Source organism: Limosilactobacillus caviae (assembly GCF_014635905.1).
Lineage (GTDB): Bacteria > Bacillota > Bacilli > Lactobacillales > Lactobacillaceae > Limosilactobacillus > Limosilactobacillus caviae.
On the sequence record NZ_BMDS01000001.1, the window covers coordinates 253,357 to 277,533 of the forward strand.

Sequence of the window (24,177 nt, forward strand, 5' to 3'; positions counted from 1 at the left end):
TGTACTTTATTATGTACATTATTACCATAATAGGAAATAAAATTTGCAGTGAGAATGGTTATGAGAAAAACTTGTAGTTAAGAGAATTTAAATAAAACAAAGGAGAAATAAATGCAAAAAATTACTAAAAATATTTTTTTAACTTTAATAGTAGTTGCGCTTGGATTAGTAGGCTTTACTCATAGAGGAGATGCTAAAGTCAGCTATGTTCAATCATCAACCCCAACAATCTTTGTCCATGGCTGGGGTAGTAGTTCCCATGCAGAAGAAAAGATGGCGAACGCTGCTCGTGACGCAGGAGTTACTAAAACAATTGTCCGGGCAAATGTTGATAAGAAGGGGAATGTTACTTTTAACCGCCAAATCCCAGCTAATGCAGTTAACCCGATTGTTGAAGTGAATTTAGAGGATAATAAATTGGCTGGTTACCAGGATGATTACGCTCAAGGGTATCGTCACGGTGGGACTTATGTAAAAAATGTAGTAGTTGCTTTGCAAAAACAACATCATTATAAGCAGATTAACTTAGTTGGTCATTCAATGGGAAACTTAGAGATTATTAACTACATTAATGATAATGTGAATAATAAAAAGTTGCCTAAAGTCGCCCACTTAGTCGCAATTGCCGGTCATTATAATGGGTTAGTTGGAGAGCGTGAAGCTGAGGCCAAAGTAGATGCGCAAACCGGTGAACCGGAGCAACAGGATTCTGCATATCGTGGATTATTAGGATTGCGCCAAACTTTTCCTAAGAATACCGCGGTTCTAAATATTTATGGTGATGTTGGTGATGGCAGTCATTCTGATGAAGATGTGCCAGTTAATTCTGCTAAATCATTGAAGTACCTTGTTGCTGACCGGGCTAAGTCTTATCAGGAGATCGAAATTCATGGTAAGAATGCTCAACACAGTAAATTACATGATAATAGCCAAGTAAATAAGGCACTAATTAAGTTCTTGTGGGAAAAATAATTGGTCGTGAAGTTACAGCGGAATTTAGTACTGAAATTGGTGATTTTTGGAAAGCATCGCACAGTCAGATTTATCCTGAATTGAGAAGAATGGTAAATGATGGGTGGATTAAAGTTTCAACGAGTAGTGATAATGCCAAGGAAAAGTATTACGAAATAACCGCAACCGGTAAAAAGACGCTGGACGATTGGCTAAACCAATTAGTTACAGAGTTGCCGGTACATGAAGACCTTTTTTCGCTAAAATTATTTTTTATCAAAGATATGAATGATAAGCGGATTCCTGAACTAATTTCCCAACAATTGGTACTATTAAAGAAAGAACTTAATTATTTAGGTTGCCGTCGCCAAAAACTTTTTACTAATGATACGATGATTCAAAATAATTATGGTCACTACTTAATCTTGATGCGTGCAATATCACGTACGCAGGGTCAGATTCAGTGGTTGGAGGAAGTACAAAAACAGTTGGAGGAGAAATAATGATGAAAAATGTCTTGATTCTCGGAGCAACTGGGACTCTTGGAAGCGCGGTTCGCCAAAAATTCTTGAAGAATACTGATTATCATTTAACGCTATTTGCCCGTTCTGCAAATCAAATTGATCCGCACCCCCAGGAAAATATAATCGCAGGCAATGTAATGAATGCTGCTGATCTTGATAAAGCAATGATTAATCAGGACGCAGTTTTTGTAGCTCTGCGTGGTCCTTTAGGAGTGTACGCTGAGCAAATAATTGCCGCAATGAATCGTAATCATGTTTCACGGCTAATTTTTATTACTTCAATGGGAATTTATAATGAGATTCCAAATTCAATCGGGACAGCTAACAACTTGGAGCATAAGCCAGCTTTAATTCCTTATCGTCAGGCAGCTGATGCAATTGAAGCTTCGGATCTTAATTATACGATTATTCGTCCCGGCTGGTTTATGCGCGGACCGATTAATTATGTAATAACACAGAAAGGGCAGCCATTTGGTGGTCAATATGCAACGATAAGTTCGATTGCTGATTTAGTGCTGCGACTAGTTAAGGACGATCGACTATACTCCCGAAATAGCGTTGGAATAAATACGCCGAATTAATCATTAAACTGTTCTAAAGATGTTAGTAAATTACTAGTATTTTTAGGACAATTTTTTTATTATTAAAATAGCTTATTTCGTGAAAAAGGAGAACACACATGCACTCGAAAAAGTTAACAAAGATATTGCTTGCGTCAACGCTAGCATTTTCGCTATTAGCTGTTCCGGTTACGCAGACTAGTGTATTAGCAGCTGAAACTACAAATAGTGAAAGTTCAAGTAGTAATAGCACTCAAACGCATACGCTTAATAAGTCATATGTTGTATATGGTGCAGGAGCTGCAGATAAGAGTGAACTGGATAACGTTTTAGCAGTTGATGATAATTTTACTAACCTGACAGCAACGGCAAGCGACTATCAGAAGTACATCAATCCTAACGGGTCAACTACTAATGCTGCAATGGTTAGTTCAGTGGCAATTGTTCCGACCGATCCAGGTTCTGGAATAAAGGTTAATGTCAAAAAATTTAATGGTGAGGATAACATCACTAAAGTTACCGCCCAGCAATATGCAATGGTTGCCCAGATGGCTGGAGTGACCGATGTAACAATTACCGTTAGTGCTAATCGTGCTGTGTCTGGTGAATCGGCGTTGACAGGGGTTTATAAAGCAATTGCGGCCGATGGAGTTGGTCTTAATGAGCAAAACACGCAATCAGCTAACCAAATGCTGACCGCTACAAATAGTGCGATTGAGGCAAATAAAGATGACAGCAAGTACCCTGGGAAATTAATGGCTGCGGTTGGTGATACAACAAAAGAGATTAACCAGCAAAAGAAACAGGGAAATACCCCAACGCAAAATGATATTCAGACAACATTTAATCAAAAACTAGAAGCTCGTAATATTTATAATGAAACCAAGAATTATGAGCAGCCAATTATTAATGCCTTAGTTCAGTTTAATAATTCGCCAATCAGTTCTAGCAAAGACTATAGTTCACACGTTACTGATACTATTAATAATGTAAAGAATTCATCTGGCGACATGATGAATAAAGCTAAGAAATTTTTGAATTCTAAAGATGGTCAGGCTATTCAACAAGAGGCCCAATCTTGGTGGACACGGTTGGTTAACTGGGTTCGTAGTTGGTTCTAGCTAGGTTGATGGAGAATCAAAGTGGAAAAGTTTAATCAGTTTATTGTTAAATTTAGTCGTTTTTTGCAATTGCTGACAATTATTGCGATGGCCCTGTTAGGTATATGTTTGAGCGTTGTATTATTTATTGAATTATTCAACCTCAGCACGCAGTTATTTACTTTAAACCTGGCGAATGTTTATTTTAAAATCCTCGATGATGTGATTGTTTTCTTCCTATTCTTTGAATTTATAGCAATGATTATTTCAGCGCTTAAACACAATGGTCATATTTCCGTTAACTTTTTGATGAGTTTAGGAGTTACAGCGCTATTGCGGGGACTAATCGCAACGCATGGTGATCCGGTTGAAATTGTCTTGTATGCTTTAGCCATTCTACTGCTAATTATTGGAATGGTTATCCTTAACCGTTTTATCAAATAAATCGAAAACTGGGAGCAAAATTTGTTCTCAGTTTTTTAATTATATTGTTAAAAATTAAATATAATGCATTATCCTTAAGTTTTGAAAACGAATTCAATATAATGAAACTGTAAGCAGTTATAAATTTATTAATTAAGGAAGGTGCAGATATGAGCGATTTAACAGGAAAAGTTGCAATTGTAACGGCATGTAGCCGCGGAATTGGTTTTGCGATTGTTAAAAAGTTTGTTGAAGATGGTGCGATTGTTTATATGGCAGTTCGTGATAGTGATAAAGACATTAATTTGACTAATAAGCTGCATGCGGAAAACGATCACTATCGGCGGGTAGTTTACAATGCGATTGACTTTAGTTCATATAAGCCAATGGTCGATGAAGTAGTTAAAGACGCTGGTCGAATTGATATCCTAGTTAATAATTTTGGAACAACTGATATTGCGCATGATTTAACGCTGACAACTGGCGATCCAGAAAAATTCTTTGCCATTATTAAGGAAAATATTGGTAGTGTCTACTACGGTACACGTTACGCTGTTGAACAGATGATGAAACAAAAAACTGGCGGAAGCATTGTTAATATTTCTTCGGTTGCCGGAACAACACCGGATGTCTCGCGTCTAGCTTATACGACCTCCAAAGCAGCCATTGATTCATTAACACGGAATATTGCTGTTCAATATGCCCGTCAACAGATTCGTTGTAACGCGGTCTTACCAGGAATGGTTGATACTGACGCTATTAAGAATTTATCTAAGGACTTTATGGAAACGTTCTTAAATAATGTTCCGCTTGGCAAATTTGTTGAGCCTGAAGACATTGCTAATGCGGTTGCATTTCTCGCAAGTGACGAGGCACGCAATATCACTGGCGAATTAGTCCCTGTTTGTGGCGGATTTGGATTACCAACACCAATTTATAGTGATGTTATCAGTGGTAAGATCAAGCAAAATTAATATAAAGTGAAATAATAAGAGTCCTCTAGCAGCCATTTTTATGGGGTACTAGAGGACTTTCTTGTTATGTTATTAAAATTTAAGGTTAGTCGAGGGTAACTTCGCCAGCGACATCCATATCGAAGAAGTTAGTAATGGCTTTAACGTCCATTCCCTGACCTAACCCCCACATTAATTTGGCAATTGCACTTTCAGAGGTCATATCCCGAGCACTAATAGCTCCCTCAAGCAACGCTAACCGTCCAACTTCATACTTGGTCAGATCGCTTCGTTCGTAAAGACACTGGCTAGTCGTGATGATTGGAATTCCATTGCGGATAAGTTCACCAACGGCAGCTACCATATTACGACGGATTGAGGTCATTCCGCCCAATCCATAGGCCTCAATAACGATACCATGACAACCGTTTTTAGCCATAGCATGGAGGAGGGCAGGATCAAAGCCGGGGAAAAGTTTTACTAGTGAAACGTGGGTGTCGATCTTTGTGTTTAACTGACATTCGCCAGATTCAGGAATGCGGTGGTCTTTTAAGGAGAAACCATCAGAGGTTACTTCGCCCACTGGTGGGACATTAACACTTTCAAAAGCATCAAATGCGGTTGTCCGGACCTTCACACTTCGGCAGCCACGCATCACTTTGCGGTTAAAGGCGATATAGACACCAGGGGCACAGTTTGCTGCCGCTGTGAAAGCTAGCCGTAAATTATCAGGCGCGTCACTAAGAATCACATTCATTGGTACTTGGCTTCCGGTTAAGACTACGGGGATATTAAGGTGTTGAAGCATAAACGTCAGCATCGATGCAGTGTAAGCCATTGTGTCTGTACCGTGCGAAACAACGATTCCATCATAATCGTTTCGATGATCATAGATCGCCTCAGCAATAATTTTCCATTCTTCCGGTTGAATATTTGAAGAATCTAATTCTAAAATATCGCGGACAGTAATATCATATTCAAGTCGGCCGAGCATTTTGATTAATTCTTCCCCTGATTCTCCAGGAGCAAGTCCTTCATCTGACACAACTGACGCAATTGTGCCACCGGTGGAGAGAAGCAATAATTTTTTAGTCATTTTAGTCACCATGATTCAATTTTTGTTATTATTTTAAATTGTAGTTTTTATAAACACAAGCAATTTAACGTGGCATTATCACGGAAAAGGGGAAAGTTAATGAGAGAGCCGGATATACGGAATTGGTCATTTTCAAAACGGGCTTTATATCATCAAGAAATAAAGCCAAAAGTGAAAAGGCGAAAAAAGCCCCACGACTCTAACCAATGGTACTATTGGGTGCAAGTACAGTTTATGGACGGCAAGATAGGAAACTATCAATTAGCCCGTGATCTTCAACAACCATTAGATCAGCATCGTCGGCATCATCCTGGGAAGTGGCGAGATATTTTACTAGGGGCATTAATAAATGTACCAGTTTCGCACTATCATGAAGGAAAAGCAAAAATAAAGCCAGCAATTGTTACTAGAATTTTAATTCTGCCGGTCCGAACCGGTAATCCACGGTGGATAACAAGGAGTCAGTTTATTAAGCCGCATTATTCACAGGTTAAGTGGTTTTTTAATAAGGTCCAACTATCACGGGAAATAAGTTTTCTTACTCATGATTTTCAACCACAGAACCAACAACGGATTAAGGCAATCCTTACACAATATCGCCAGCAAAAGGTAAAACAGGTGCGTCAACAGGTATGGCGCTACATTTTATTTATTGGGACTAGTTTAGTGTTGATAGTAGGTGCTATTATTTTGGCTGTTGAGTTAATAATTTAATTATTGTATCTTATTATTAGTAAGTGTTCTTGAGAGGAGAGCGATTAAAATGCAACTGATTATTACAGATAATGCTAGTCAGTGGTTTAAGAAGAACTTGAATCTGACAAGTGGCAGTGGGATAAAGCTTTATGGTAAAACAGTTCAGCCGCATAATGTTAAGCATAGTCCAGAGCAGGGTTATGCTGTTGAAGATAACTTAGATAATGCGACAGTTGTAACTGAAAAGGATGGGATCAGCTACCATATTAATTTCGATGATGGGTGGTTCTTTTCAGGGATGATTGTGACGGTTGATTACACTGAAAACGATGCTCAGCCGACCTTCAATTTTAAATGGGAACATAACGGAAATACTGACGTTGATGCTTCTACTGGTGCGTCCAGCAAATATGAGGAATACTGGGAATAAATACATTGTTAACCGATTGTGATAATGGTATAACAATAATATCTTAGGTACTTGCAGGCGATACCTAGCCCAACATTGCCGTCGACGGAAAGGATATTCGATGAGAATCAATGTTTTGCAACATACACCTAATGAGGGACCCGGAACAATTCAGCAATGGTCACAGGATCACGGTCATGAGATGTATATTTATCATCCATATCAGTTTGGCAATCTTCCGACAGCTACTGAGACCGATATGCTGATTATTCTTGGCGGGCCAATGAGTCCTAATGATGACTTACCATGGATTAAGCAAGAGCGCGTATTGATTCAGCAATTGTTAGATGCCCATAAACCTATTTTTGGAGCATGTTATGGGGCACAGCAGATTGCAAAAACGTTAGGATATGCGATTAAAAAAGCACCTCACAAGGAAGTCGGATGGGCGCCAGTATACCTAAAGAATAATATTATTCCTGGTATTCCTGAAAAGTTAACTGCTTTACATTGGCACGAAGAGATGTTTGAAGTTCCAGACCAAGCAGACCTGTTATTTAGCAGCGATTTGGTTAAGAACCAAGGATTTATTATGAATGGTAACGTAATTGGCCTCCAATTCCACTTTGAGCCAGGTCCAGACAATGTTCGTGAGATTGCAGTTAATGATGATCAATACCCATTGGACCATAATGACTTGCATCAAACGGGTGCCGAGATTATTGCGCATGATGTTCCTACTGAAAATAAGCGAGTTATGTACCAATTGTTGGATTTTATGATGAAGAATAGTTAGTAATTGAATATATTTTTTCTAAGGAAAGCGGAACAGCTTTATGTTATAAAGCCCTCTGAGTATATAGATGAAATAGCAATTCATCTGATACCCAGGGGGCTTTTTAGTAAAGAAAAAGAGCTGAGAAAAAATCTCAACTCTTTAGTCCTCTAACTAGTAAATAAAGAGGCCCGATATTCTAAAATAATATTTATCATGACAATTTTTACCTTTTATGGATTCAACCGGTTAAGCATCCGTGGGAACGGAATGTTTTCCCGAATATGATCTTGAAGGGTGATCCAAGCAAGGAATCGTTCAAGACCCATTCCAAATCCAGAGTGAGGAACTGAACCGTACTTCCGTAAGTCATCATACCAGCCATAGTTTTCTTTGCTTAAACCATTTTCTTCTAGCTTGCTAGTGATGTATTCGTAGTCATATGCACGTTCGGAACCACCGATGATTTCACCGTAGCCTTCTGGTGCTAACAAGTCGGCACAGATAACTTGACGAGCGTCATCTGGGTCTTGTGGCATGTAGAATGCTTTGATTTCTTTTGGATAATTCTTGATAAAGACTGGCTTCTTGAATTGGTCGGCAAGGTAGGTTTCTTCTGGTGAACCGAAATCAGCGCCGTATTCAACGTCAAAGCCGCCTTTCTTAAGCATTTCAATCGCTTCTTTGTAGGTGATTCGTGGGTAAGGAAGTTCAGTAAATGGCTTCAAACTTTCAACGCTTCGGCCAACCATTTCTAATTCAGTTGCGCAGTGGTCAATTAAGTCTTGGATTAGGTAGGCGACGTATTGTTCTTGAATTTCTTCGCTTTCATCCTCATGCATCCAAGCCATTTCTGGTTCAATCATCCAGAATTCCATTAAGTGACGACGGGTCTTAGATTTTTCAGCCCGGAAAGTAGGACCCATAGTGTAGATACGGCCAAGTGCAAGCGCACCAGCTTCACCGTATAATTGACCGGATTGTGAAAGGTAGGCTGACCGGTCGAAGTAATCTGTTTCAAATAATTCAGTAGTACCTTCAGGAGCACTTCCAGTTAAGATTGGAGCATCAAATTGGGTGAAACCATGCTTGTCAAAGAATTCCATTGTTGCAAGCTTAACGCGGCTGCGAATCCGCATTAGTGCCCATGGCTTGCGTGAACGTAACCATAAGTGACGATTGTCAAGTAAGAAGTCAATACCGTGTTCCTTGTTACCAATTGGGTATTCTTCACTTTCACCCACAATCTCAAAGTCTTTGATATGGATTTCATAACCAAACTTTGAACGCTTGTCTTCAGCGATTTCACCAGTTACCCAAAAACTAGTTTCTTGGTGAAGATCATGTTTTGCAGAATCAAATTTTTCTTCTGAAACATCATTTTTTCGGATAATTCCTTGGAAAAAGCCGGTTCCATCTCGTAATTGTAAGAATGCAATCTTACCGCTTGAACGCTTATCAGTTAACCAAACACCAATTTTAACAGTTTCCCCAACGTGTTGAGGAGCTTGACTAATTGTAATAGTTTCCACTTCTATACTCTCCCTTAAATTATAAAATCTGAATGTGTGCTGCTTCACACTTCTTAATCATATCTTCTGGCCAGATACTTGCTTGTACTTCTCCAACATGGGCCTTACCAAGTAGGAGCATGCAAAGGCGTGACTGACCAATTCCTCCACCAATTGTATATGGTAATTCGCCATTGAGCAACATTTTATGGAAAGGTAATTTTTCACGATCAGTTGCACCAGCCTGTTCGAGCTGATACTTCATTGACTCAGGACTAACCCGGATTCCCATACTGGAGATTTCAATCCGCCGCTGTAAAGGTTCATACCAGAAAATAATGTCACCGTTTAAACTCCAGTCATCATAATCTGGTGCCCGGCCATCGTGAGGCTTACCGCTGCGCTTTAACTTATCACCAATCTTCATTACAAAGACGGCGCCAAGTTCTTTAGCAATCTTATCTTCACGTTCCATTGGGGTTAAGTCAGGCCAGCGATCTTCAAGTTCTTGGGTAGTTACAAAGTGAATTTCATCAGGCAGGTGGTATACGGCTTGTGGAAACTTATACCAAACCTCGTGTTCCATATGCTTAATCACCTTGAAGATCGTTCGGACAGTATCTTTTAATGTTTCTTCCGTTCGTTCTTCTTTAGCAATAACTTTTTCCCAGTCCCATTGGTCGACATAAATTGAGTGGAAGTTATCAAGGTCTTCTTCTTTACGAATGGCGTTCATGTTGGTGTAAAGACCTTCGTGCATTCCAAAACCGTACCGTTTAAGCGCAAGACGTTTCCATTTGGCTAGTGAATGAACAACTTCAACTGTTTCTCCAGGCATGTCCTTCATTTCAAAAGACACCGGTTGTTCGACGCCGTTTAAGTTATCGTTTAGTCCAGTGCTTTTTTCAACGAACATCGGCGCTGACATCCGTTGAAGGTTTAATTCTTTACCAAATTCATCTTGGAATGTTTCACGAATATAACGAATAGCTGCTTCTGTTTCTCGAATTGAAAGTCGTGGATCGTAATCCGCTGGAATAGTTAAGTCCATAATAGACAACTCCTTAAATATTAGATTTAGGAATGAATTAAAAAAGCCTTTCGTTCCCTAAAACTAAGGGACGAAAGGCTTTTTTCCGCGGTACCACCCAAATTGTCTAGAAATATCTAGACCTCCTCAAGAACACGCTATAATGCTCTGCTGGTAAGGTAACGGTCCAGATCCGGCCAAGCCTACTTTAAGTAAACTCATTTGGGTTGGCAGCACTCGCGAAAGTGTTATTCACTAGCGTAGGGTCGACCGATTTCTCACTATCATCGGTTCACTGAACGAATACAACTAGTTACTCTTCTTTCTCATCGCTTTTTTATTTTGTTAATTGTATTTTAACCTAATTCTTTTAAAATGCAATACTTTATTTAAATTATTTTATCTTAGACCATGTCATTTCAGCTTCAATATCGCTATGCTTGGTAATATTAAAGCCATTGTGACAGTAAAAATTAATTGCTGCCTGGTTTTTCATATACACATTTATGGTTAAAACCTGGTGCTTTTCTTTAGCAATATTAAGTAGCGTGGTTCCGATATGCTGCGATCGATAATGCTTAGTGACAAATAGTCCCGCAATATAACTTCCTTGGAGACCAATAAAACCATTAACTTGATCAAGATTGTCGACAAAACAATAAACTTCTGCTTGCAGAATCGCATTTCTAACAGCGGAGACATTTTGATACCAGTATTTGGAGTCGATAAAAGGATGAGCTTCTAAATTAGCTGTTAGCCAAACAGTCATAATATTATCGATGTCAGTCGGTTTCATTTTTCTAATCATGATTCTTTGTAATTAAATTCATTCGAGATATTTGACGTAGAATGACTAATACAATCAGTGATTCAATCGGCCAAGTAATAAGTTCTTTCGGAAGACGGATAAATAATAACGCCATAAAAGTATGGCTGCTACTACTAGAACTCAAACTCATCAGGTAGAGCCAGAGAGTTGTTCCAATCACGTTTGTAAGCAAAATTTGAAAAAATTCATATACTAATACTCGCTGCCAACTAATTCGTTGCTGGTATAAAAACATTCCGGCAATTATTCCAGAAATGAAGGCCGATAAAGTAAAACCAGGGAAGAATAAACTACCTGAACTAAGAATAGTATTACTAATTATATCTGCAACGATCATTGCCCAGGCGCTGATCCATGGGCCGAGACAGTACCCGAGAAGGGCAGTTGCAACAAAGCCGAAACTAAATTTTAATACTGACGGATCACCGATTGAGAGTTTTTCCAATATAACCTGTAAAGCAATCAACATCGCTGCTAAGGTTAGGTTCTTAGTCGTAAACCGTGGTCCGGTAAAAGATAACGTAGACATCATCAATCCACTCCCTTATAAAAATTTGTCAGGGAACACATTGACGTTTCCGTTTATGGTGAATGCGGAAAACCAAAGCAGCGCGAAAGCTTCCTTCCAACGTTCACATTCCGTTCCGCTGGACAATGACTCTGGGATTCCTACCCCAACAATTGAAGTATACGATAAGTACGGATATTAAACAATAAAAATGATGGCAAAAGTAAAACAAAAAGGAACTATAACAAGCAATTTCAATGTCATAGTTCCTTTTTTGATATATTATTTAGTTTAAACTTTTGGCAATCATTTCATTTACCGCATTTTGCTCTTTTTCAACTAGTGCAACCTTACTTTCAATTACTTTGATATCCATTTTAATTTCACGGGTTAAGCCTGGGGTATTAAGTTTTGGTTCAAAGAAATCCTTGAATTCTTTTAATCGTTCAGAAGTATGGAAAATACCAGCAGTTACAGTAATAAACGTTGCAAATTCCATATCACCGCCAACTGTATCGTTTAACCATTGCCATTCGTCGCGAAGCCAGTTCCAAGCAGCTTGTTGTCCAGCATTGTTAACTAAGAGACTCCGATACCATGCACGGAGATCTTGTGGTTTGACAACATTAGCATCTTCAAAGTAACTAACAACCTTACTAATAAGCGCAGGGTCAGTTGTACTTGGGATTGCCATTCGTAAGTCTTGCTTATAACTAGCATCAGCGGTTTGCTGGTAGGCAGTAACTAATTTCTTAAAGAGTGATTCACTGCCATAGTTTTGAACCTCATTCTTTAAGATAAAACCACGAATATCTGCCGAAAGACTTTCAAGCTTATCTTGATAATCAGTAAAAATCTGGTGTGCTTTGGAAACTGAATCAGTATTGTGGGCATATAGCGAAGCACTAATTACATATGGTCGTGTTAATTGATCATCATTGCTTTCACCATCTTGTGGCATCCAACCAAGCCGCGCAACTTGATCTTGGCTTAAGAAGTCAAAGAATTGGCGCAGTTCTTGTTCTGCAGGTGACCCCGGTGTTGCAAACATTTTTAAGTTATTTGCGATTTGATAAAGTTCTGCATTAACAATTGATGACTTGCTATCCTTAAACTTAGTCATCAATGGGATTAATGAAGCATAGGATACTTGTTGACCTTGAGCAAGCAAACGTAGATCTTGTAAAAGCTGCCGTTGTGAAATTGGGTCTAATTCATCAGTATGGTCAAGGATATCAGCCAATAATGTGTCATCATATTTCACAATAAAGTGCGAGTTGTTGCCGACATTTAGGCGGAACGGATGACCGTTACTTTCTCGCAATGACTGATAATTACCAAGATTAATAGAGTTATCAGCCATAATTTGTGGTGCAGCATCATAGTTACTATTAAGTGGAATCTGCCATTGACGGTCAACATCTTTACCGTCACCAATAAAGAATTGTTTCTGTGATAGTACTAAGTCACCGTTTTGATCGATTTGTGCGGTTACCACGGGATAGCCTGGTTGCTCAAGCCACGAATTCATAATCTTACCAATGTTGAGTTTTGATGCATCACCGAGAGCCTTCCATAAGTCAGCACCGGTTGCGTTGTTGTACTTATGAGCGGCAAAGTAATTCTTAAGACCTTCACGCAACGCCTTGTCGCCTAGGAGGGCGCGGACCATTACCAACATCCGTGAGCCCTTTGCGTAAACAATAGCACCATCGAACAAGGCATCAATTTCAGCTGGGTTATTAACGTTGACGTGAACTGATTGAACGCCATCAGTAGCATCCCGCTGTAATGCCATTGGGGCTTCTGAAGTTTGGAAAAGTTCCCAAATGTGCCAGTCGGGTTGGAGGGCATCGACAGCAACGTACTCCATCATGTTGGCAAAACTTTCATTAAGCCATAAGTCGTCCCACCACTTCATTGTGACGAGATCACCAAACCATTGATGGGCTAATTCGTGTGTGATGACCGTTGCGACTAATTGTTTCATTTCAAGAGAAGTGTTATCTGGATCGAGCAGCAAATAAGCTTCACGGTATGTTACCAATCCCCAGTTTTCCATTGCCCCAGCAGAAAAGTCTGGTAAGGCTAACTGCCATGAATGAGGAAGAGGGTACGGTGTTTGGTAAAAGTCTTCATAGAAATCAATTGCCCGTTTAGCAATATCCAACGCAAAGTCAAGTTCCTTTGGCTGGTGAGCCTTAGTGGCAAAGACACCGACCTTAACACCGCTTTTAGTTGTAGTCATTTTACTTTGAAGTTCACCGAAAGCAAACGCAACGAGGTAGGTTGACATTCGGACAGTTGGTTCAAAGTAGTGGACACCATCTTCAACGTGATCTTCTGGCATGTTAGCAATGATGGTTTCGCCAGGATGTTCATCAAATTTAATTGCTAAACTAAAAGTGGCCTTTGCTTCTGGTTCATCAACACAAGGAAATGCCTGTCGTGCAAAAGTTGTTTCAAACTGTGTCCCAATGATCTGCTTTTTCTCGCCGTTAACTTCGTAATATGATGGATAGATTCCCATCATTGAATCAGTCAGCTTGGTATTATAAGTAACCGTAAAAGTTACCTTGCCAGTTTGAGGAAGGGTAATCCAAACCGCTTCAGCATCATTATCAACACTAAAGTTTAATTCTTGACCATTAGATTGAATACTGGTAACCTGCAAATTCTTTTGGTTAATTGCAATCTTAGGAGTACTTGCATTACCAGTGATTGTCGTCTTACCATTAATTGTTTTTTCTGCACGATTAACATCAATAAAGACATCATAATGATCTGGTTGAAAAGTATTATAAAAACGATCGAGTTCTGCCATACGTAAGGTCCCCTTCTTAATATGTTTTTAATGTTTATTATACGGCTGATTAGAAAAATTAGCTAAACTATTACCTGACTTTAAGATAGAAAAAAGTTGTAGACCAATCTTACGCCATTCCAGACTGGCCGACAACCTGTAAAATGAATTTAAATTTTAGCTAATGCTTCTTCAATAGGGGTATTACCGCTCCGCATCATGATTACATGACCAATTGTGTTGTCATGTTGTAAAATATCTGCTAAAGTTTGTGCAACATCTGGAATCGGGTTAGTGGTAGCAGATCCTTCACCAATTTGAATTTTACCTGTACCAGGTTCTTCAACTAGACTTGCTGGTTGAAGGATGGTGTAATCTAAGTTGGTATTGGAGACAAGGTAATTATCAGCGAAGAACTTCGCCACATTGTAGTCCATAATGCCTGCTAATGATGGAATCTTGGACCACATTTCAGGTTGTAGAGCATAGAGGGAACTTAGCATAATATAACGCTTAATACCATTTTTTTCGGCGGCTTGCATTGTTTTAACCGCACCCATGGCATCTGTTTGGAGCAGATCTTTGCCACGTGAACCAGCAACAAAGTAAACTGCATCTGCGTCCTTCATTAATTCAGCAATTTTTTCAACGCTGTCATGCAAGTTTAATTCGATAGCTGTAACATGATTTAGTTTAATCACTTTTTCTGGGTGACGAGCACCGGCAGTAACCTCATTGCCAGTAGCAACCAAATCTTTGATTAAATCAGTAGCAACACGACCTGAACCGCCGACAACAAATACTTTTTTCATAAAATCGACCTCCTAAATAAAATTTTAACGCAATTGATACAATTTATAAGTAAAGATGACTTACTAACATAATTATAGCTTACTTTTTATAAGCCTAAAAGAAATAGCAATTATAAAAAGCAAGGAAGAGGCCGTTAGTTCAATAATTTTATATAAAGTGCGGTATCATTAATAGTGTATGAGTCATTTGAAAATTTTATACAAAGAAGGGATTTATTGTGACTGAAGAACATGATTTAACTTCAAAAATGGTTGAAAAATTAAAGAAAGAATTTCATTCGCGTAAGGATGCAGAAATTATTGCCCGGGCAATACAAAAGAATGGAATTAAGGCGTCAAGTGAAGATCCGGCATCAAGTGAACGCCTTCATCGGGCATTTTCTTATGAAATTAAGACTGGTAAGCCAACAAATCAACGGCATAGTGGACGTTGCTGGTCATTTGCGGCCTTAAATACACTTCGTCATAAATTTGCAACAAAATATAAGTTTAAGGACTTTGAATTATCACAAAATTACTTGTTTTTCTGGGACCGAATTGAACGGGCAAATATGTTCTTCCAAAAGATTATTGCAACAGCAGACAAGCCCTTGCATGATCGCACCGTTGATTTCTACTTTAGTTTTGCATTAAATGATGGCGGACAATGGGCTAATGCGGCTTCTATTATTGAAAAATATGGCGTTGTTCCTGAATATGTAATGCCAGATACCCATAATACCAAGGATACCTCAGATGTTGCAGAAGTGTTTGACAGTTTGATGCGTAAAGATGCGCTTGAATTGCGGACAATGGTTCAGACAAATGCAAGTGAAAAGGAACTACAAGAAGCACAAGAGCGAATGATGGGTGACGTTTATAAGATTGCAGCGTACTCATTTGGTGAACCGCCTGCAAAGTTTGATCTTGAATACCGTGATGATGATAAAAAGTTTCATCAGGTCCTTGGTTTGACACCATTGAAGTTCTATCATGAATATTTTGACACAAACTTAAATGATTATATTGTAGTTACTAATGCTCCTGATCATGAAATGGATCGTAGTTACTTAATGCCTGCCCAAGATAGTGTTGTTGACGGATTACCAATTAAATTTGTCAATGTTCCTTTTGAAGAATTACAAGAAGGGGCTATTAAGCAATTAAAGGCTGGCGAAACTGTTTGGGTTGGTAATGATGTTCTCCAACAAATGGATCGTAAGCGAGGTTTAATGGATGCCAAGCTATATCATCGTGAAGAACTGCTTGATGTTGATTTTGTAATGGATAAAAAGCATCGTTTAGAAACTAAACAGGGTGTTGTTTCACATGCGATGACATTGACTGGCTTTGATATGGTGAATGACCAACCAACACGGTGGAAGATTGAAAATAGTTGGGGCAAAGATAACGGTGATAATGGTTACTTTGTTATGACGCAAGATTGGTTTGAAGAATATACTTATGAGGCAGTTATTAATAAAAAGTACCTTAGTGATCGGGTAAAGAAAGTAGCTGCAAGCGAGCCAGCAATTTTACCAGCGTGGGATTCATTACAGTAATGAAATAGAATATTATGAGGATATTGAGGAACAGGAAATAAAAACCTGTTTCTTTTTTTGTTAATTTCCCGGGAAATTATGGATATACTGAAAATGGTTGTATGATAGAAAGTAGAAGTTAAACAGTAATAATTGCAGAGAAAGCTGGAGAATTGATGGCAAAAAAAGAGAGAATTTTTTCAAAAGATGTTCGGCTAGTAATGGCGGCTTCATTCTTTTTTATGTTTAGTAATATGTATTGCAACCCGTTAATTAATGGGTATGCTCAAGATTTAGGAGCATCTAGCGCTTTTGCAGGGATCATTGTCGGCATGATGAGTATTGTGGCGATGTTCTTGCGGCCGATCGCTGGTAACTTAACTGATCACTTTTCAAAATACCGTTTATCTTTTATTGGGGGTACGTTATGTTTTCTAGGCGTATTAGGCTATGTAATAACTCCTAATAGTGGCCTTTTATTACTGTTTCGGCTAGTTAATGGGATGGGATATGTGCTATGTACCGTTTGTATGACAACGTGGTTAGCCTACTTGGTTCCAATTAAGCATGTAGGTGAAGCGATGAGCTTTTATGGCTTGATGAACGCCTTAGCGATGGCATGTGCGCCGGCTGTTTCAATTAATTTATATAAGGTAGTTGGCTATCGGACAGCAATTATTGTTTCTGCCATTTCAGCACTAATGGTGGTAATAACGGTTCAATTTGTTGGCAATCGTGCGAACCCAGTTATTAAACAGCCAGTAGATAAAAATAAAAAATTGCATATTAAAATTATCCAGCGTGATGCGGTTCCTGTAGCGTTGATCGTGGCATTATTTGCTATTCCTTATTTTGCAACGCAAGCAGATATTGTTGAATATGCCGAGCAGCGACATTTATCAATTGCTGTTGGTGCCTACTTCTTAATTTATGCAGTAGTTCTTTTACTAAGTCGGTTGTTTTTACGGAATCAGTTTGACACGGTCCGTTTTCAGCCTTGGCTAATTTTAAGTACGGTTGCAACCATCTTTTACTTAATTATGCTAACTGTCATGAAGACTAATATTGAAATGGGATTAGCAGCTGCGGGGATGGCATTTGGCTATGGGATTATTTACTCTGTTTGTCAATCTACAGCAATGATGTTAGCGCCAGATACTGAGCGTGGATTAGCAAGTTCGACGTTTTTCCTTGGACTCGATATTGGAATGACATTAGGTCCGGTTATCGGTGGAATTATTGATAGCACTTTGCCGGTTAAATACTTCTATCCGGTAATGTTATTCATCATTCCGCTAATTGTTATTATATTCTTAGCAAATCGGAAGAAATTAAATGACGCAATTGATCATCATTAGGAGTAGTAAAAATGAAAAGATTAGAAAAATTCACGGGTGTTTGTAGCTTATTATTAAATTTAATGCCCTTTATAGTGTACATTTCGCTTACTAAAGGACAATCTGATATTTTTGTAGGTGCGTTACCGTTCGCTATTTTTTATGCTTTTCGCCATACAATTTTATTGTTTTGTCGTGACCTAGAATATGATTATCAGCGTCTAGCTTGGATTGGTCTTTATAGTGGAGTTATTGGCTACTTATTAGGACTGTTTGGTGGATTTCAGCCTGTTTTTTGGGATTTATCTGGAGTTGGAGCTGGAATTGCTTCTCGATTATTTCCAACTGCAATTAATCAGCGGGGACGCTTAAGGAAACAAGGACTGCTTCCTCAAAAGAAGCGGCTTAAACCAATATTTCAGCTGGTGATCGTTTTAGTTGCTGTGGGAATAGTAGTTGAAATAAAGACTCCTGCAATTAGTTTTGCTTTAATGCTCGTTGTTACTCTCTGTGCGATGGCATCTATTTGGGACACCCCACGCGCAGTCCACCCATGGCCCGTTCATTTACGCTGGGCTAATTACTTACTTGCATTAGTGTTACTTGGGGCAATGCTACTGTTGCGCTTAGGAAGAAGCTTAGGAATTGGCCAGCCTCTTGAATGGGGAAGCGCGCTTTTGTTAATTTTCCTTATTACAATGATTCTTGTGTTGATCTTAAACCATCGTCAATTGCTTCAGTATCCGAATCATTTACGGCAGCGAATAATGTTATATGGTGTCTGTGGTCAATATTGGACCTTATATAGCACCATTTTTATTGGCGCTTTGTATGGAACAAAAATGTATTCATGGACGATCATAGCTTATTTATTCGCATTTGTATTTGGCGGCATACTCGTGAAGCAAACTCACCGCTTGTTTCATTTTGAAAATTATCAAATTAATTTAGTAATGATAATAATCGGTATTCTTTTAACGTTCTGGTTGCCAACATATTTTATTGGTATATTTATTATTCGTAGCTTCGCGGGTGCAGAACGTAAAATAGTGATTAATGATTACGAAAAGGCAACTCATAATTATAATATTTCATTAATTGTCAATTATTACTATGCATCAATTGCAGGGATAGTTTCACAGTTAGTAATGTGGGGAAGCTTGTTTATCTTCGCCGGCACAGCAGGAATGAACAAGATTTTTGGTGCCCTTTCACTAGGTAAAACCAGTATTCAGAGTTTCCCAATCGTCATGAATACCCATATTATTCTGGCCGGATATATGATTTTGTTCGTTATGTGGTTAGCATTTAAACTAAATAATTCAAAAAAGCAAGAACTCAGATAGAAGTATCTCTCAGTCCTTGCTTTTTACAATTTCTTGTTTCCAATGATTAAGGTGCTTTTTAGTGATAACGCACAAACCATCATCACCGCTTTGTTTCATTTCGTCGGTACACATAATTTTAGCATCACCGGTTATTCTTGCCCGATTTTCACCCCAGTAGTTAAGGTAGCGGAGGGCGGCATAAAGATTTTCACCCTCAGCAGTTAGGCGATATTCGACATGGGGAGGAATAGTATTAAAACTTTTGCGGACAACGAGACCAGCATCCGTCATTTCCCGAAGTTGGTCACTTAATACCTTATACGAGGTACCTAATTGCTTAACAAGCTCACTAGTTCGGCGGGGGTGACCAGCTAAAAGGTAGAGAATGACTGATTTCCATTTGCCGCCAATAATTGATAGAGCATAATCGGCGCCTGTATTATACATTTTCGGGTGTTGTTCCATCGAAATACCTCCTTTAGCGTCTCTACTTAATTATATAACGTTATTGGAGGTAAAGAAAAACAGGATCACTTAATTAATTTAAACATTTCTTCGTCATTAAGATGTGTCTTTTCTCCAGCTGCAGCTTCAATCGACCCAAATGGCATTTCAGCACGTAATTGCCAATTAGCGGGGATATTAAATGTTTGATGGATAGCATCATCGATTAATGGGTTATAATGTTGAAGACTAGCACCAATCCCATTTTCAGCGAGAGCGGTCCAGACAGCTTGTTGTGCTCCCCCGAGGCCTTGTTCAGCCCAGTTAGCAAAATTATCAGCATATGATGGGTAATCATTTTCTAATTGGTGCACAATTGCAGTATCTGTAAAATAGAGGATGGTTCCGTAACCAGCCCTAAAAGCAGCAATTTTTTCCTTGGTTTTTGCAAAAGCATTAGGATCCTTCACAATCTTATGCAGGGTATCTTCAACGATGTCCCATACTTTGTCAGATGATTGACCAAATAAAATGACTGCGCGGACTGTTTGACTGTTGAATGCGGTTGGTGAATTTTTAATTGTTTCTTTTACTAAATCAAAAATCTCTTCTGGCGTTTGTGAAAGGTTATTGCCAAGAGCATAGATTGAACGTCGCTTTGCCGCAAAAGTGTTAAATTGTGAATTCATAAAAATCACTCCCATATATTCGCTTTTGTTTACTTACTAATAGTAACCTAAAATTAAAAAGATACAAGAAGTGAATTTTATTTCACCAGTGAAAGGGGTAAAAATGGTAAGAAAAGATTGTCCCATCGAAAATACGCTTAAGTTAATAAATGGAAAGTGGAAAAGCGTAATCATATATCAAATTAGTACGCATGGACCATGTCATTTTTCAGAATTACAGAAATTGATTCCCGATTGTTCAAAACGACTGCTGGCGCTTCAATTAAAAGACCTAGAAAAGGCGGGAATTATTCAGAAACAAGTATATTCAGAAGTTCCTCTTAAGACTGAATATACTTTAACAGAGGTAGGAGAAAGTTTAATTCCGATAATTAAGTCAATTAATCAGTGGGGCGAAAAATACACAAAAAATTAAAAACAGCCAATCGCCTGGCTATCAATAATATCTTACTCGGATGTAACTACCTTACTTAAAAGTGCTTACTTTTAATCAATAAAGAAGACGGTATACTAAAAGTAGAATTTATGAGGAGGTTAGAAGTTATGGCAAAAGAAGTTTTAATTCTTGGCGCAACTGGAAAAATTGCTGGATATGCGATTGATGCATTATTAGCTAATGGTGATGATAAGTTACTACTATTTACTCGTCACCCACAAAATATAGATGTTGTCGATAAGAGGCGTGAAACAATTATTAAGGGGGATGTTTTAAACATCGGTGACCTTGAACCGGCAATTGAACGTGCAGATATTGTTTACGCTAATTTACGTAATCCTGAAATTACACAGCAAGCGAAAAATATTGTCAGTTTGATGGAAAAATACGCTGTTAAACCGTTAATCTGGATTTCATCAATCGGTATTTACAATGAAGTACCCGGTAAATTTGGTGAATGGAATAATGAAATGCTGGGTGGCGGTCAAAAAGATAGCTACTTGGGAACCTACCGAAGTGCAGCCGATGTCATTGAAAATTCAGCCCTTGATTACACGATTATCCGACCAGCTTGGTTAACAGATAAAGATGAAGTTGATTATGAAACGACTGAAAAGGGAGAATCATTCAAAGGAACCGAGGTCTCACGCAAATCTATTGGTAATTTTGTGGCGAAAATTATTGATAACCCCGCGCCGTATGCCCGTAAAAACTTTGGGGTAAATAAACCTGGTACTGATGGTGATAAACCAGCTTGGTACTAGTTGGCTATTTGTGAGGTTTTTACATCAGTGGTATACTAAACTCGAATATTTATAAGAACTCGCCTTTAGTCCCCGGATTATAGGCAATAAGAGTACTGACCATCTTCTACTAGGGCCTGTCACAATGACATGAAGAAGTTGGCTAGTGCTCTTTTATTTTTAGGAGGATTTGGTATGAATGTAGAAATAAAAAAATTAAGTGAAATGTCAGCTATAGAATGGTGCAAATTAGCAGAAGAACGGGTAAAAGTATTCGTGGTTGAACAAGAATGTCCTTATCAAGAAATTGATGAGTTAGATTACTCGGCATATCATTTGATGTTGAAGAATGACCAGGGTGCATTAGTGGGCTATACACGAATTATGGATAAAGATGAACGCCATGCGACATTTGGCCGGGTGTTAGTACTAAAACAATTTCGCGGACACAATTATGGGCGGCAGCTAGTTCAAGCAACAATTGACGAAGCAAAACAACTTTTTCCGGATAAAATGATTCAGATTCAAGCACAAGCATACCTTAAAGATTTCTATGCTTCGTTCGGCTTTAAGCCAATTTCTGCTATATATCTTGAGGACAATATTCCGCATTTGGACATGGTATTAAATTAGCTGTCTTATTCTAGATTTAACTATAATTTAATCGATATTTTGATGCTTATTATTTAACTATTTGAGTGCTTTTAGGTTTATTTATTAAATAGTAGTGTTATATTTAAATTGGTAATAATCTTTAGGAGGAACTATTGATGGCTGCAAAAGAATTTTCGCGTGTGGAATTGGCAAAATATAATGGTGATAACGGTAAGCCTCATTATATGGCAATTGATGGAATTGTATATGATATTACTGATGCACCGAAAAAAGGGATTAGTACCAAGAAATTAATGGAACTGGTTTTTGATCGTTCAGCTGACAAAGAAAAATTGCTAGCTGAATTGCCAGTAGTTGGGAAGTTGGCGGATTAGGTAAAGGAGTGTTTTACAATGACGCAAAAGACATTTACTTTAGACGAACTACACAAGTTTAATGGCAAAGATGGTAATCCGGCATATGTAGCTGTCAATGGGACAGTATATGATGTGACTAATGTTGCTGCATGGAAAGGTGGAGAACACCACGGACACCAAGCGGGGAACGATTTGACTGATGCTTTATATAAGGATTCACCGCATAAGGATCGTGTTCTTGCCAACTTGCCTAAAGTCGGCGTTTTAGCAGGTGAAAATTAAGGCGAGAGAATACAAAGTTAACAATAAGGGGACTAAGAGAAAATGATAATTCTCTTAATCCCCTTTGATTATTTAAAAGCTTATAAGTCTTAAGGGTTAGCCCCAGACTTCTTTAGCAATATCTTGAACTAATGCAATCTTTTTCCATTGCTGTTCTTCAGTTAGAATATTTCCTTCTTCTGTTGACGCAAAACCACATTGCGGACTGAGACAAAGATGGTCTAATGGGTGGAATTGGGCGGCTTCATGAATTCGGTTGATAATTTCCTTTTTATCTTCAAGCTCTCCTGATTTTGAAGTAACTAAGCCCAGGACAACATACTTATCATCAGGCACCTTGCTAAGCGGTTCAAAGCTCCCAGCTCGTTCGCTGTCATATTCGAGGTAGAATGCTGTGACATTTTCTTTAGCGAAAAGATTGTCGGCAACAGGACCGTATCCTCCAGCAGCAGCCCATGTTGAATGATAATTTCCACGGCAAACATGGGTATTAACGGTCAGGTCAGCTGGTAAATCAGCAATCGCAGCATTGTTTACTTTTAAGAACCGCTCTTGTAGTGCTTCCAGCTGAGAAACGTCAGCGTTTGGATCCTTCTTCTTTAGGTTGGCAAAAGCATTAACAGAAATTCCCCAGGTACAGTCATCAAGTTGGAGAGTTCGACACCCGGCAGCATAAAGGTCTTCAATAACTTGATGATAGGCAGCCGCTATGTCATGATCCAAGTCGTCTTGGTTTGGATAAAATTCTTTTGCATTTGCTTGATTTTCTGGTCGAAGAAATTCTTCTAGGAATTGGGCCGGTGCGGGGATGGTTTGCTTAACTTGGACATTAGCGGAAGCATGTGCCCGTGTAAATTTAAAGTGCTCAACAAAGGGATGGTTTTCACCGGAAATTTTACCAGTGATTTGGGCCGAGTCATTTCGTGTCTCTTCGTCATGGAAAAAGTAGCCATGTTTTAAATTAACGTGCTTAACACCGTGAAGTCCCCAGAAAAAGTCTAGATGCCAGTAACTACGGCGGAACTCACCGTCAGTAACTGCTTTAAGGCCAGCTGCTTCTTCTTGCTTAATTAACTCAATAATTGTTTTATCTTCAACGGCAGTTAAGTCAGCTTGAGAAATTTCACCTTTTGCAAATTTAGCACGAGCCTCTTTTAGTTCTTGCGGACGAAGAAAACTTCCAACAATATCGTAGCGAAATGGTGAAGTAGTGCGTGTAGTAAATTCAGTCATAGTAAATCGATCCTTTCTATTTGTGGTGAGTTCAGGTATTGAAGTAATAAAAAAAGTCCCTAGGAAAAATATTTCTACTTTTCCTAGGGACGTTGATTAATCATTATTAATTAACGTGTTACCACCCTAATTTGATAGTATTTCGCAATACCATCCTCAATAGGTACACTAATGGAAGCTATACCCAGACGTTTTATCGGTCGTCAATCGTGAA

27 protein-coding genes, 1 riboswitch and 2 other annotated features (1 of these 30 only partly in view) are annotated in these 24,177 nt (G+C 38.7%); of the genes, 17 read left to right on the forward strand and 10 right to left on the reverse strand.

Going from position 1 to position 24,177, the window contains the following annotated elements; translation table 11 throughout:
- Window positions 1-111: 111 nt before the first annotated feature.
- The 6 genes from IEU90_RS00955 (at window position 112) to IEU90_RS00980 (ending at window position 4,532) form a co-directional block, all read left to right on the forward strand.
- A complete protein-coding gene (locus IEU90_RS00955) occupies window positions 112-972 on the forward strand; it encodes an alpha/beta hydrolase (protein WP_153709347.1) in 861 nt (286 codons plus the stop codon).
- Complete coding sequence (locus IEU90_RS00960) at window positions 960-1,454, forward strand: PadR family transcriptional regulator (protein WP_188357602.1); 495 nt, start codon at window positions 960-962, stop codon at window positions 1,452-1,454. Before IEU90_RS00955 ends, IEU90_RS00960 begins: the two co-directional genes overlap by 13 nt.
- Window positions 1,455-1,456: 2 nt before the next feature.
- The gene (locus IEU90_RS00965; protein WP_153709527.1) at window positions 1,457-2,056 is read left to right on the forward strand and encodes an NAD(P)H-binding protein; all 600 of its coding nucleotides are present in this window, start codon (window positions 1,457-1,459) and stop codon (window positions 2,054-2,056) included.
- A 98-nt stretch (window positions 2,057-2,154) separates the two neighbouring features.
- Window positions 2,155-3,156, forward strand: coding sequence for a DUF1002 domain-containing protein (locus IEU90_RS00970; RefSeq protein WP_153709346.1), 1,002 nt, complete (start codon window positions 2,155-2,157; stop codon window positions 3,154-3,156).
- A gap of 21 nt (window positions 3,157-3,177) precedes the next feature.
- Window positions 3,178-3,579, forward strand: a complete 402-nt coding sequence (psiE, locus tag IEU90_RS00975; protein ID WP_163705114.1) for a phosphate-starvation-inducible protein PsiE — start codon at window positions 3,178-3,180, stop codon at window positions 3,577-3,579.
- Between the two features lie 149 nt (window positions 3,580-3,728).
- Window positions 3,729-4,532 (forward strand): SDR family NAD(P)-dependent oxidoreductase, encoded by an 804-nt coding sequence (locus IEU90_RS00980; RefSeq protein ID WP_153709345.1) that lies wholly within the window; start codon window positions 3,729-3,731, stop codon window positions 4,530-4,532.
- Between the two features lie 85 nt (window positions 4,533-4,617).
- Here the strand turns inward: IEU90_RS00980 and IEU90_RS00985 are convergent, their stop codons facing one another.
- Window positions 4,618-5,607, reverse strand: coding sequence for an asparaginase (locus IEU90_RS00985; protein ID WP_153709344.1), 990 nt, complete (start codon window positions 5,605-5,607; stop codon window positions 4,618-4,620).
- A 99-nt stretch (window positions 5,608-5,706) separates the two neighbouring features.
- On the opposite strand from IEU90_RS00985, the gene IEU90_RS00990 reads away from it, so the two are divergent.
- The 3 genes from IEU90_RS00990 (at window position 5,707) to IEU90_RS01000 (ending at window position 7,508) form a co-directional block, all read left to right on the forward strand.
- On the forward strand, window positions 5,707-6,321 hold the full coding sequence (locus tag IEU90_RS00990; protein ID WP_153709343.1) for a DUF7679 family protein: 615 nt from the start codon (window positions 5,707-5,709) through the stop codon (window positions 6,319-6,321).
- 49 nt (window positions 6,322-6,370) lie between these two features.
- Window positions 6,371-6,733 (forward strand): HesB/YadR/YfhF family protein, encoded by a 363-nt coding sequence (locus tag IEU90_RS00995; RefSeq protein WP_153709342.1) that lies wholly within the window; start codon window positions 6,371-6,373, stop codon window positions 6,731-6,733.
- Between the two features lie 100 nt (window positions 6,734-6,833).
- Window positions 6,834-7,508, forward strand: coding sequence for a type 1 glutamine amidotransferase (locus tag IEU90_RS01000; protein ID WP_153709341.1), 675 nt, complete (start codon window positions 6,834-6,836; stop codon window positions 7,506-7,508).
- Between the two features lie 212 nt (window positions 7,509-7,720).
- Here IEU90_RS01000 and asnS read toward each other — a convergent pair whose 3' ends face one another.
- From asnS to IEU90_RS01030, 6 genes are all read right to left on the reverse strand, one after another.
- Complete coding sequence (gene asnS, locus IEU90_RS01005) at window positions 7,721-9,019, reverse strand: asparagine--tRNA ligase (protein ID WP_188357603.1); 1,299 nt, start codon at window positions 9,017-9,019, stop codon at window positions 7,721-7,723.
- Between the two features lie 19 nt (window positions 9,020-9,038).
- Window positions 9,039-10,049, reverse strand: a complete 1,011-nt coding sequence (asnA, locus tag IEU90_RS01010) for an aspartate--ammonia ligase (protein WP_153709340.1) — start codon at window positions 10,047-10,049, stop codon at window positions 9,039-9,041.
- A 63-nt stretch (window positions 10,050-10,112) separates the two neighbouring features.
- Window positions 10,113-10,367, reverse strand: a binding site (T-box leader).
- Window positions 10,368-10,422: 55 nt separating this feature from the next.
- Window positions 10,423-10,824: a GNAT family N-acetyltransferase gene (locus tag IEU90_RS01015; RefSeq protein WP_153709339.1), complete on the reverse strand. Its 402-nt coding sequence runs from the start codon at window positions 10,822-10,824 to the stop codon at window positions 10,423-10,425.
- Window positions 10,825-10,828: 4 nt separating this feature from the next.
- Window positions 10,829-11,386 (reverse strand): folate family ECF transporter S component, encoded by a 558-nt coding sequence (locus IEU90_RS01020; RefSeq protein ID WP_188357679.1) that lies wholly within the window; start codon window positions 11,384-11,386, stop codon window positions 10,829-10,831.
- A 54-nt stretch (window positions 11,387-11,440) separates the two neighbouring features.
- A riboswitch (THF riboswitch) is annotated at window positions 11,441-11,536 on the reverse strand.
- Between the two features lie 115 nt (window positions 11,537-11,651).
- Entirely contained in the window at window positions 11,652-14,189 is a 2,538-nt protein-coding gene (locus IEU90_RS01025) for a M1 family metallopeptidase (protein WP_153709338.1), read from the reverse strand.
- A 149-nt stretch (window positions 14,190-14,338) separates the two neighbouring features.
- A complete protein-coding gene (locus IEU90_RS01030; RefSeq protein ID WP_153709337.1) occupies window positions 14,339-14,980 on the reverse strand; it encodes an NAD(P)H-binding protein in 642 nt (213 codons plus the stop codon).
- A gap of 218 nt (window positions 14,981-15,198) precedes the next feature.
- Here IEU90_RS01030 and IEU90_RS01035 point away from each other — a divergent pair, with 218 nt between their 5' ends.
- The 3 genes from IEU90_RS01035 to IEU90_RS01045 all read left to right on the forward strand — a co-directional run bounded on the left by IEU90_RS01035 (window position 15,199) and on the right by IEU90_RS01045 (window position 19,183).
- Window positions 15,199-16,521: a C1 family peptidase gene (locus IEU90_RS01035; RefSeq protein ID WP_188357604.1), complete on the forward strand. Its 1,323-nt coding sequence runs from the start codon at window positions 15,199-15,201 to the stop codon at window positions 16,519-16,521.
- A 155-nt stretch (window positions 16,522-16,676) separates the two neighbouring features.
- Entirely contained in the window at window positions 16,677-17,858 is a 1,182-nt protein-coding gene (locus IEU90_RS01040) for an MFS transporter (protein WP_153709336.1), read from the forward strand.
- An 11-nt stretch (window positions 17,859-17,869) separates the two neighbouring features.
- Complete coding sequence (locus IEU90_RS01045) at window positions 17,870-19,183, forward strand: hypothetical protein (RefSeq protein WP_153709335.1); 1,314 nt, start codon at window positions 17,870-17,872, stop codon at window positions 19,181-19,183.
- Between the two features lie 9 nt (window positions 19,184-19,192).
- Here IEU90_RS01045 and IEU90_RS01050 read toward each other — a convergent pair whose 3' ends face one another.
- Both IEU90_RS01050 and IEU90_RS01055 read right to left on the reverse strand, forming a co-directional pair.
- On the reverse strand, window positions 19,193-19,630 hold the full coding sequence (locus IEU90_RS01050) for a winged helix-turn-helix transcriptional regulator (protein WP_153709334.1): 438 nt from the start codon (window positions 19,628-19,630) through the stop codon (window positions 19,193-19,195).
- A 65-nt stretch (window positions 19,631-19,695) separates the two neighbouring features.
- Window positions 19,696-20,298, reverse strand: coding sequence for a nitroreductase family protein (locus IEU90_RS01055; RefSeq protein ID WP_153709333.1), 603 nt, complete (start codon window positions 20,296-20,298; stop codon window positions 19,696-19,698).
- A 103-nt stretch (window positions 20,299-20,401) separates the two neighbouring features.
- Here IEU90_RS01055 and IEU90_RS01060 point away from each other — a divergent pair, with 103 nt between their 5' ends.
- From IEU90_RS01060 to IEU90_RS01080, 5 genes are all read left to right on the forward strand, one after another.
- On the forward strand, window positions 20,402-20,713 hold the full coding sequence (locus IEU90_RS01060) for a winged helix-turn-helix transcriptional regulator (RefSeq protein WP_153709332.1): 312 nt from the start codon (window positions 20,402-20,404) through the stop codon (window positions 20,711-20,713).
- A gap of 128 nt (window positions 20,714-20,841) precedes the next feature.
- Window positions 20,842-21,498 (forward strand): NAD(P)H-binding protein, encoded by a 657-nt coding sequence (locus tag IEU90_RS01065; protein WP_188357605.1) that lies wholly within the window; start codon window positions 20,842-20,844, stop codon window positions 21,496-21,498.
- Between the two features lie 174 nt (window positions 21,499-21,672).
- Window positions 21,673-22,110, forward strand: coding sequence for a GNAT family N-acetyltransferase (locus IEU90_RS01070; protein WP_153709330.1), 438 nt, complete (start codon window positions 21,673-21,675; stop codon window positions 22,108-22,110).
- A 137-nt stretch (window positions 22,111-22,247) separates the two neighbouring features.
- A complete protein-coding gene (locus tag IEU90_RS01075) occupies window positions 22,248-22,466 on the forward strand; it encodes a cytochrome b5-like heme/steroid binding domain-containing protein (protein ID WP_153709329.1) in 219 nt (72 codons plus the stop codon).
- A gap of 18 nt (window positions 22,467-22,484) precedes the next feature.
- Window positions 22,485-22,730, forward strand: a complete 246-nt coding sequence (locus IEU90_RS01080) for a cytochrome b5 domain-containing protein (RefSeq protein ID WP_153709328.1) — start codon at window positions 22,485-22,487, stop codon at window positions 22,728-22,730.
- Between the two features lie 96 nt (window positions 22,731-22,826).
- Here IEU90_RS01080 and IEU90_RS01085 read toward each other — a convergent pair whose 3' ends face one another.
- Window positions 22,827-23,963, reverse strand: coding sequence for a 5-methyltetrahydropteroyltriglutamate--homocysteine S-methyltransferase (locus IEU90_RS01085; protein ID WP_153709327.1), 1,137 nt, complete (start codon window positions 23,961-23,963; stop codon window positions 22,827-22,829).
- An 82-nt stretch (window positions 23,964-24,045) separates the two neighbouring features.
- Window positions 24,046-24,177: a binding site (T-box leader), on the reverse strand (it continues 132 nt past the right edge of the window).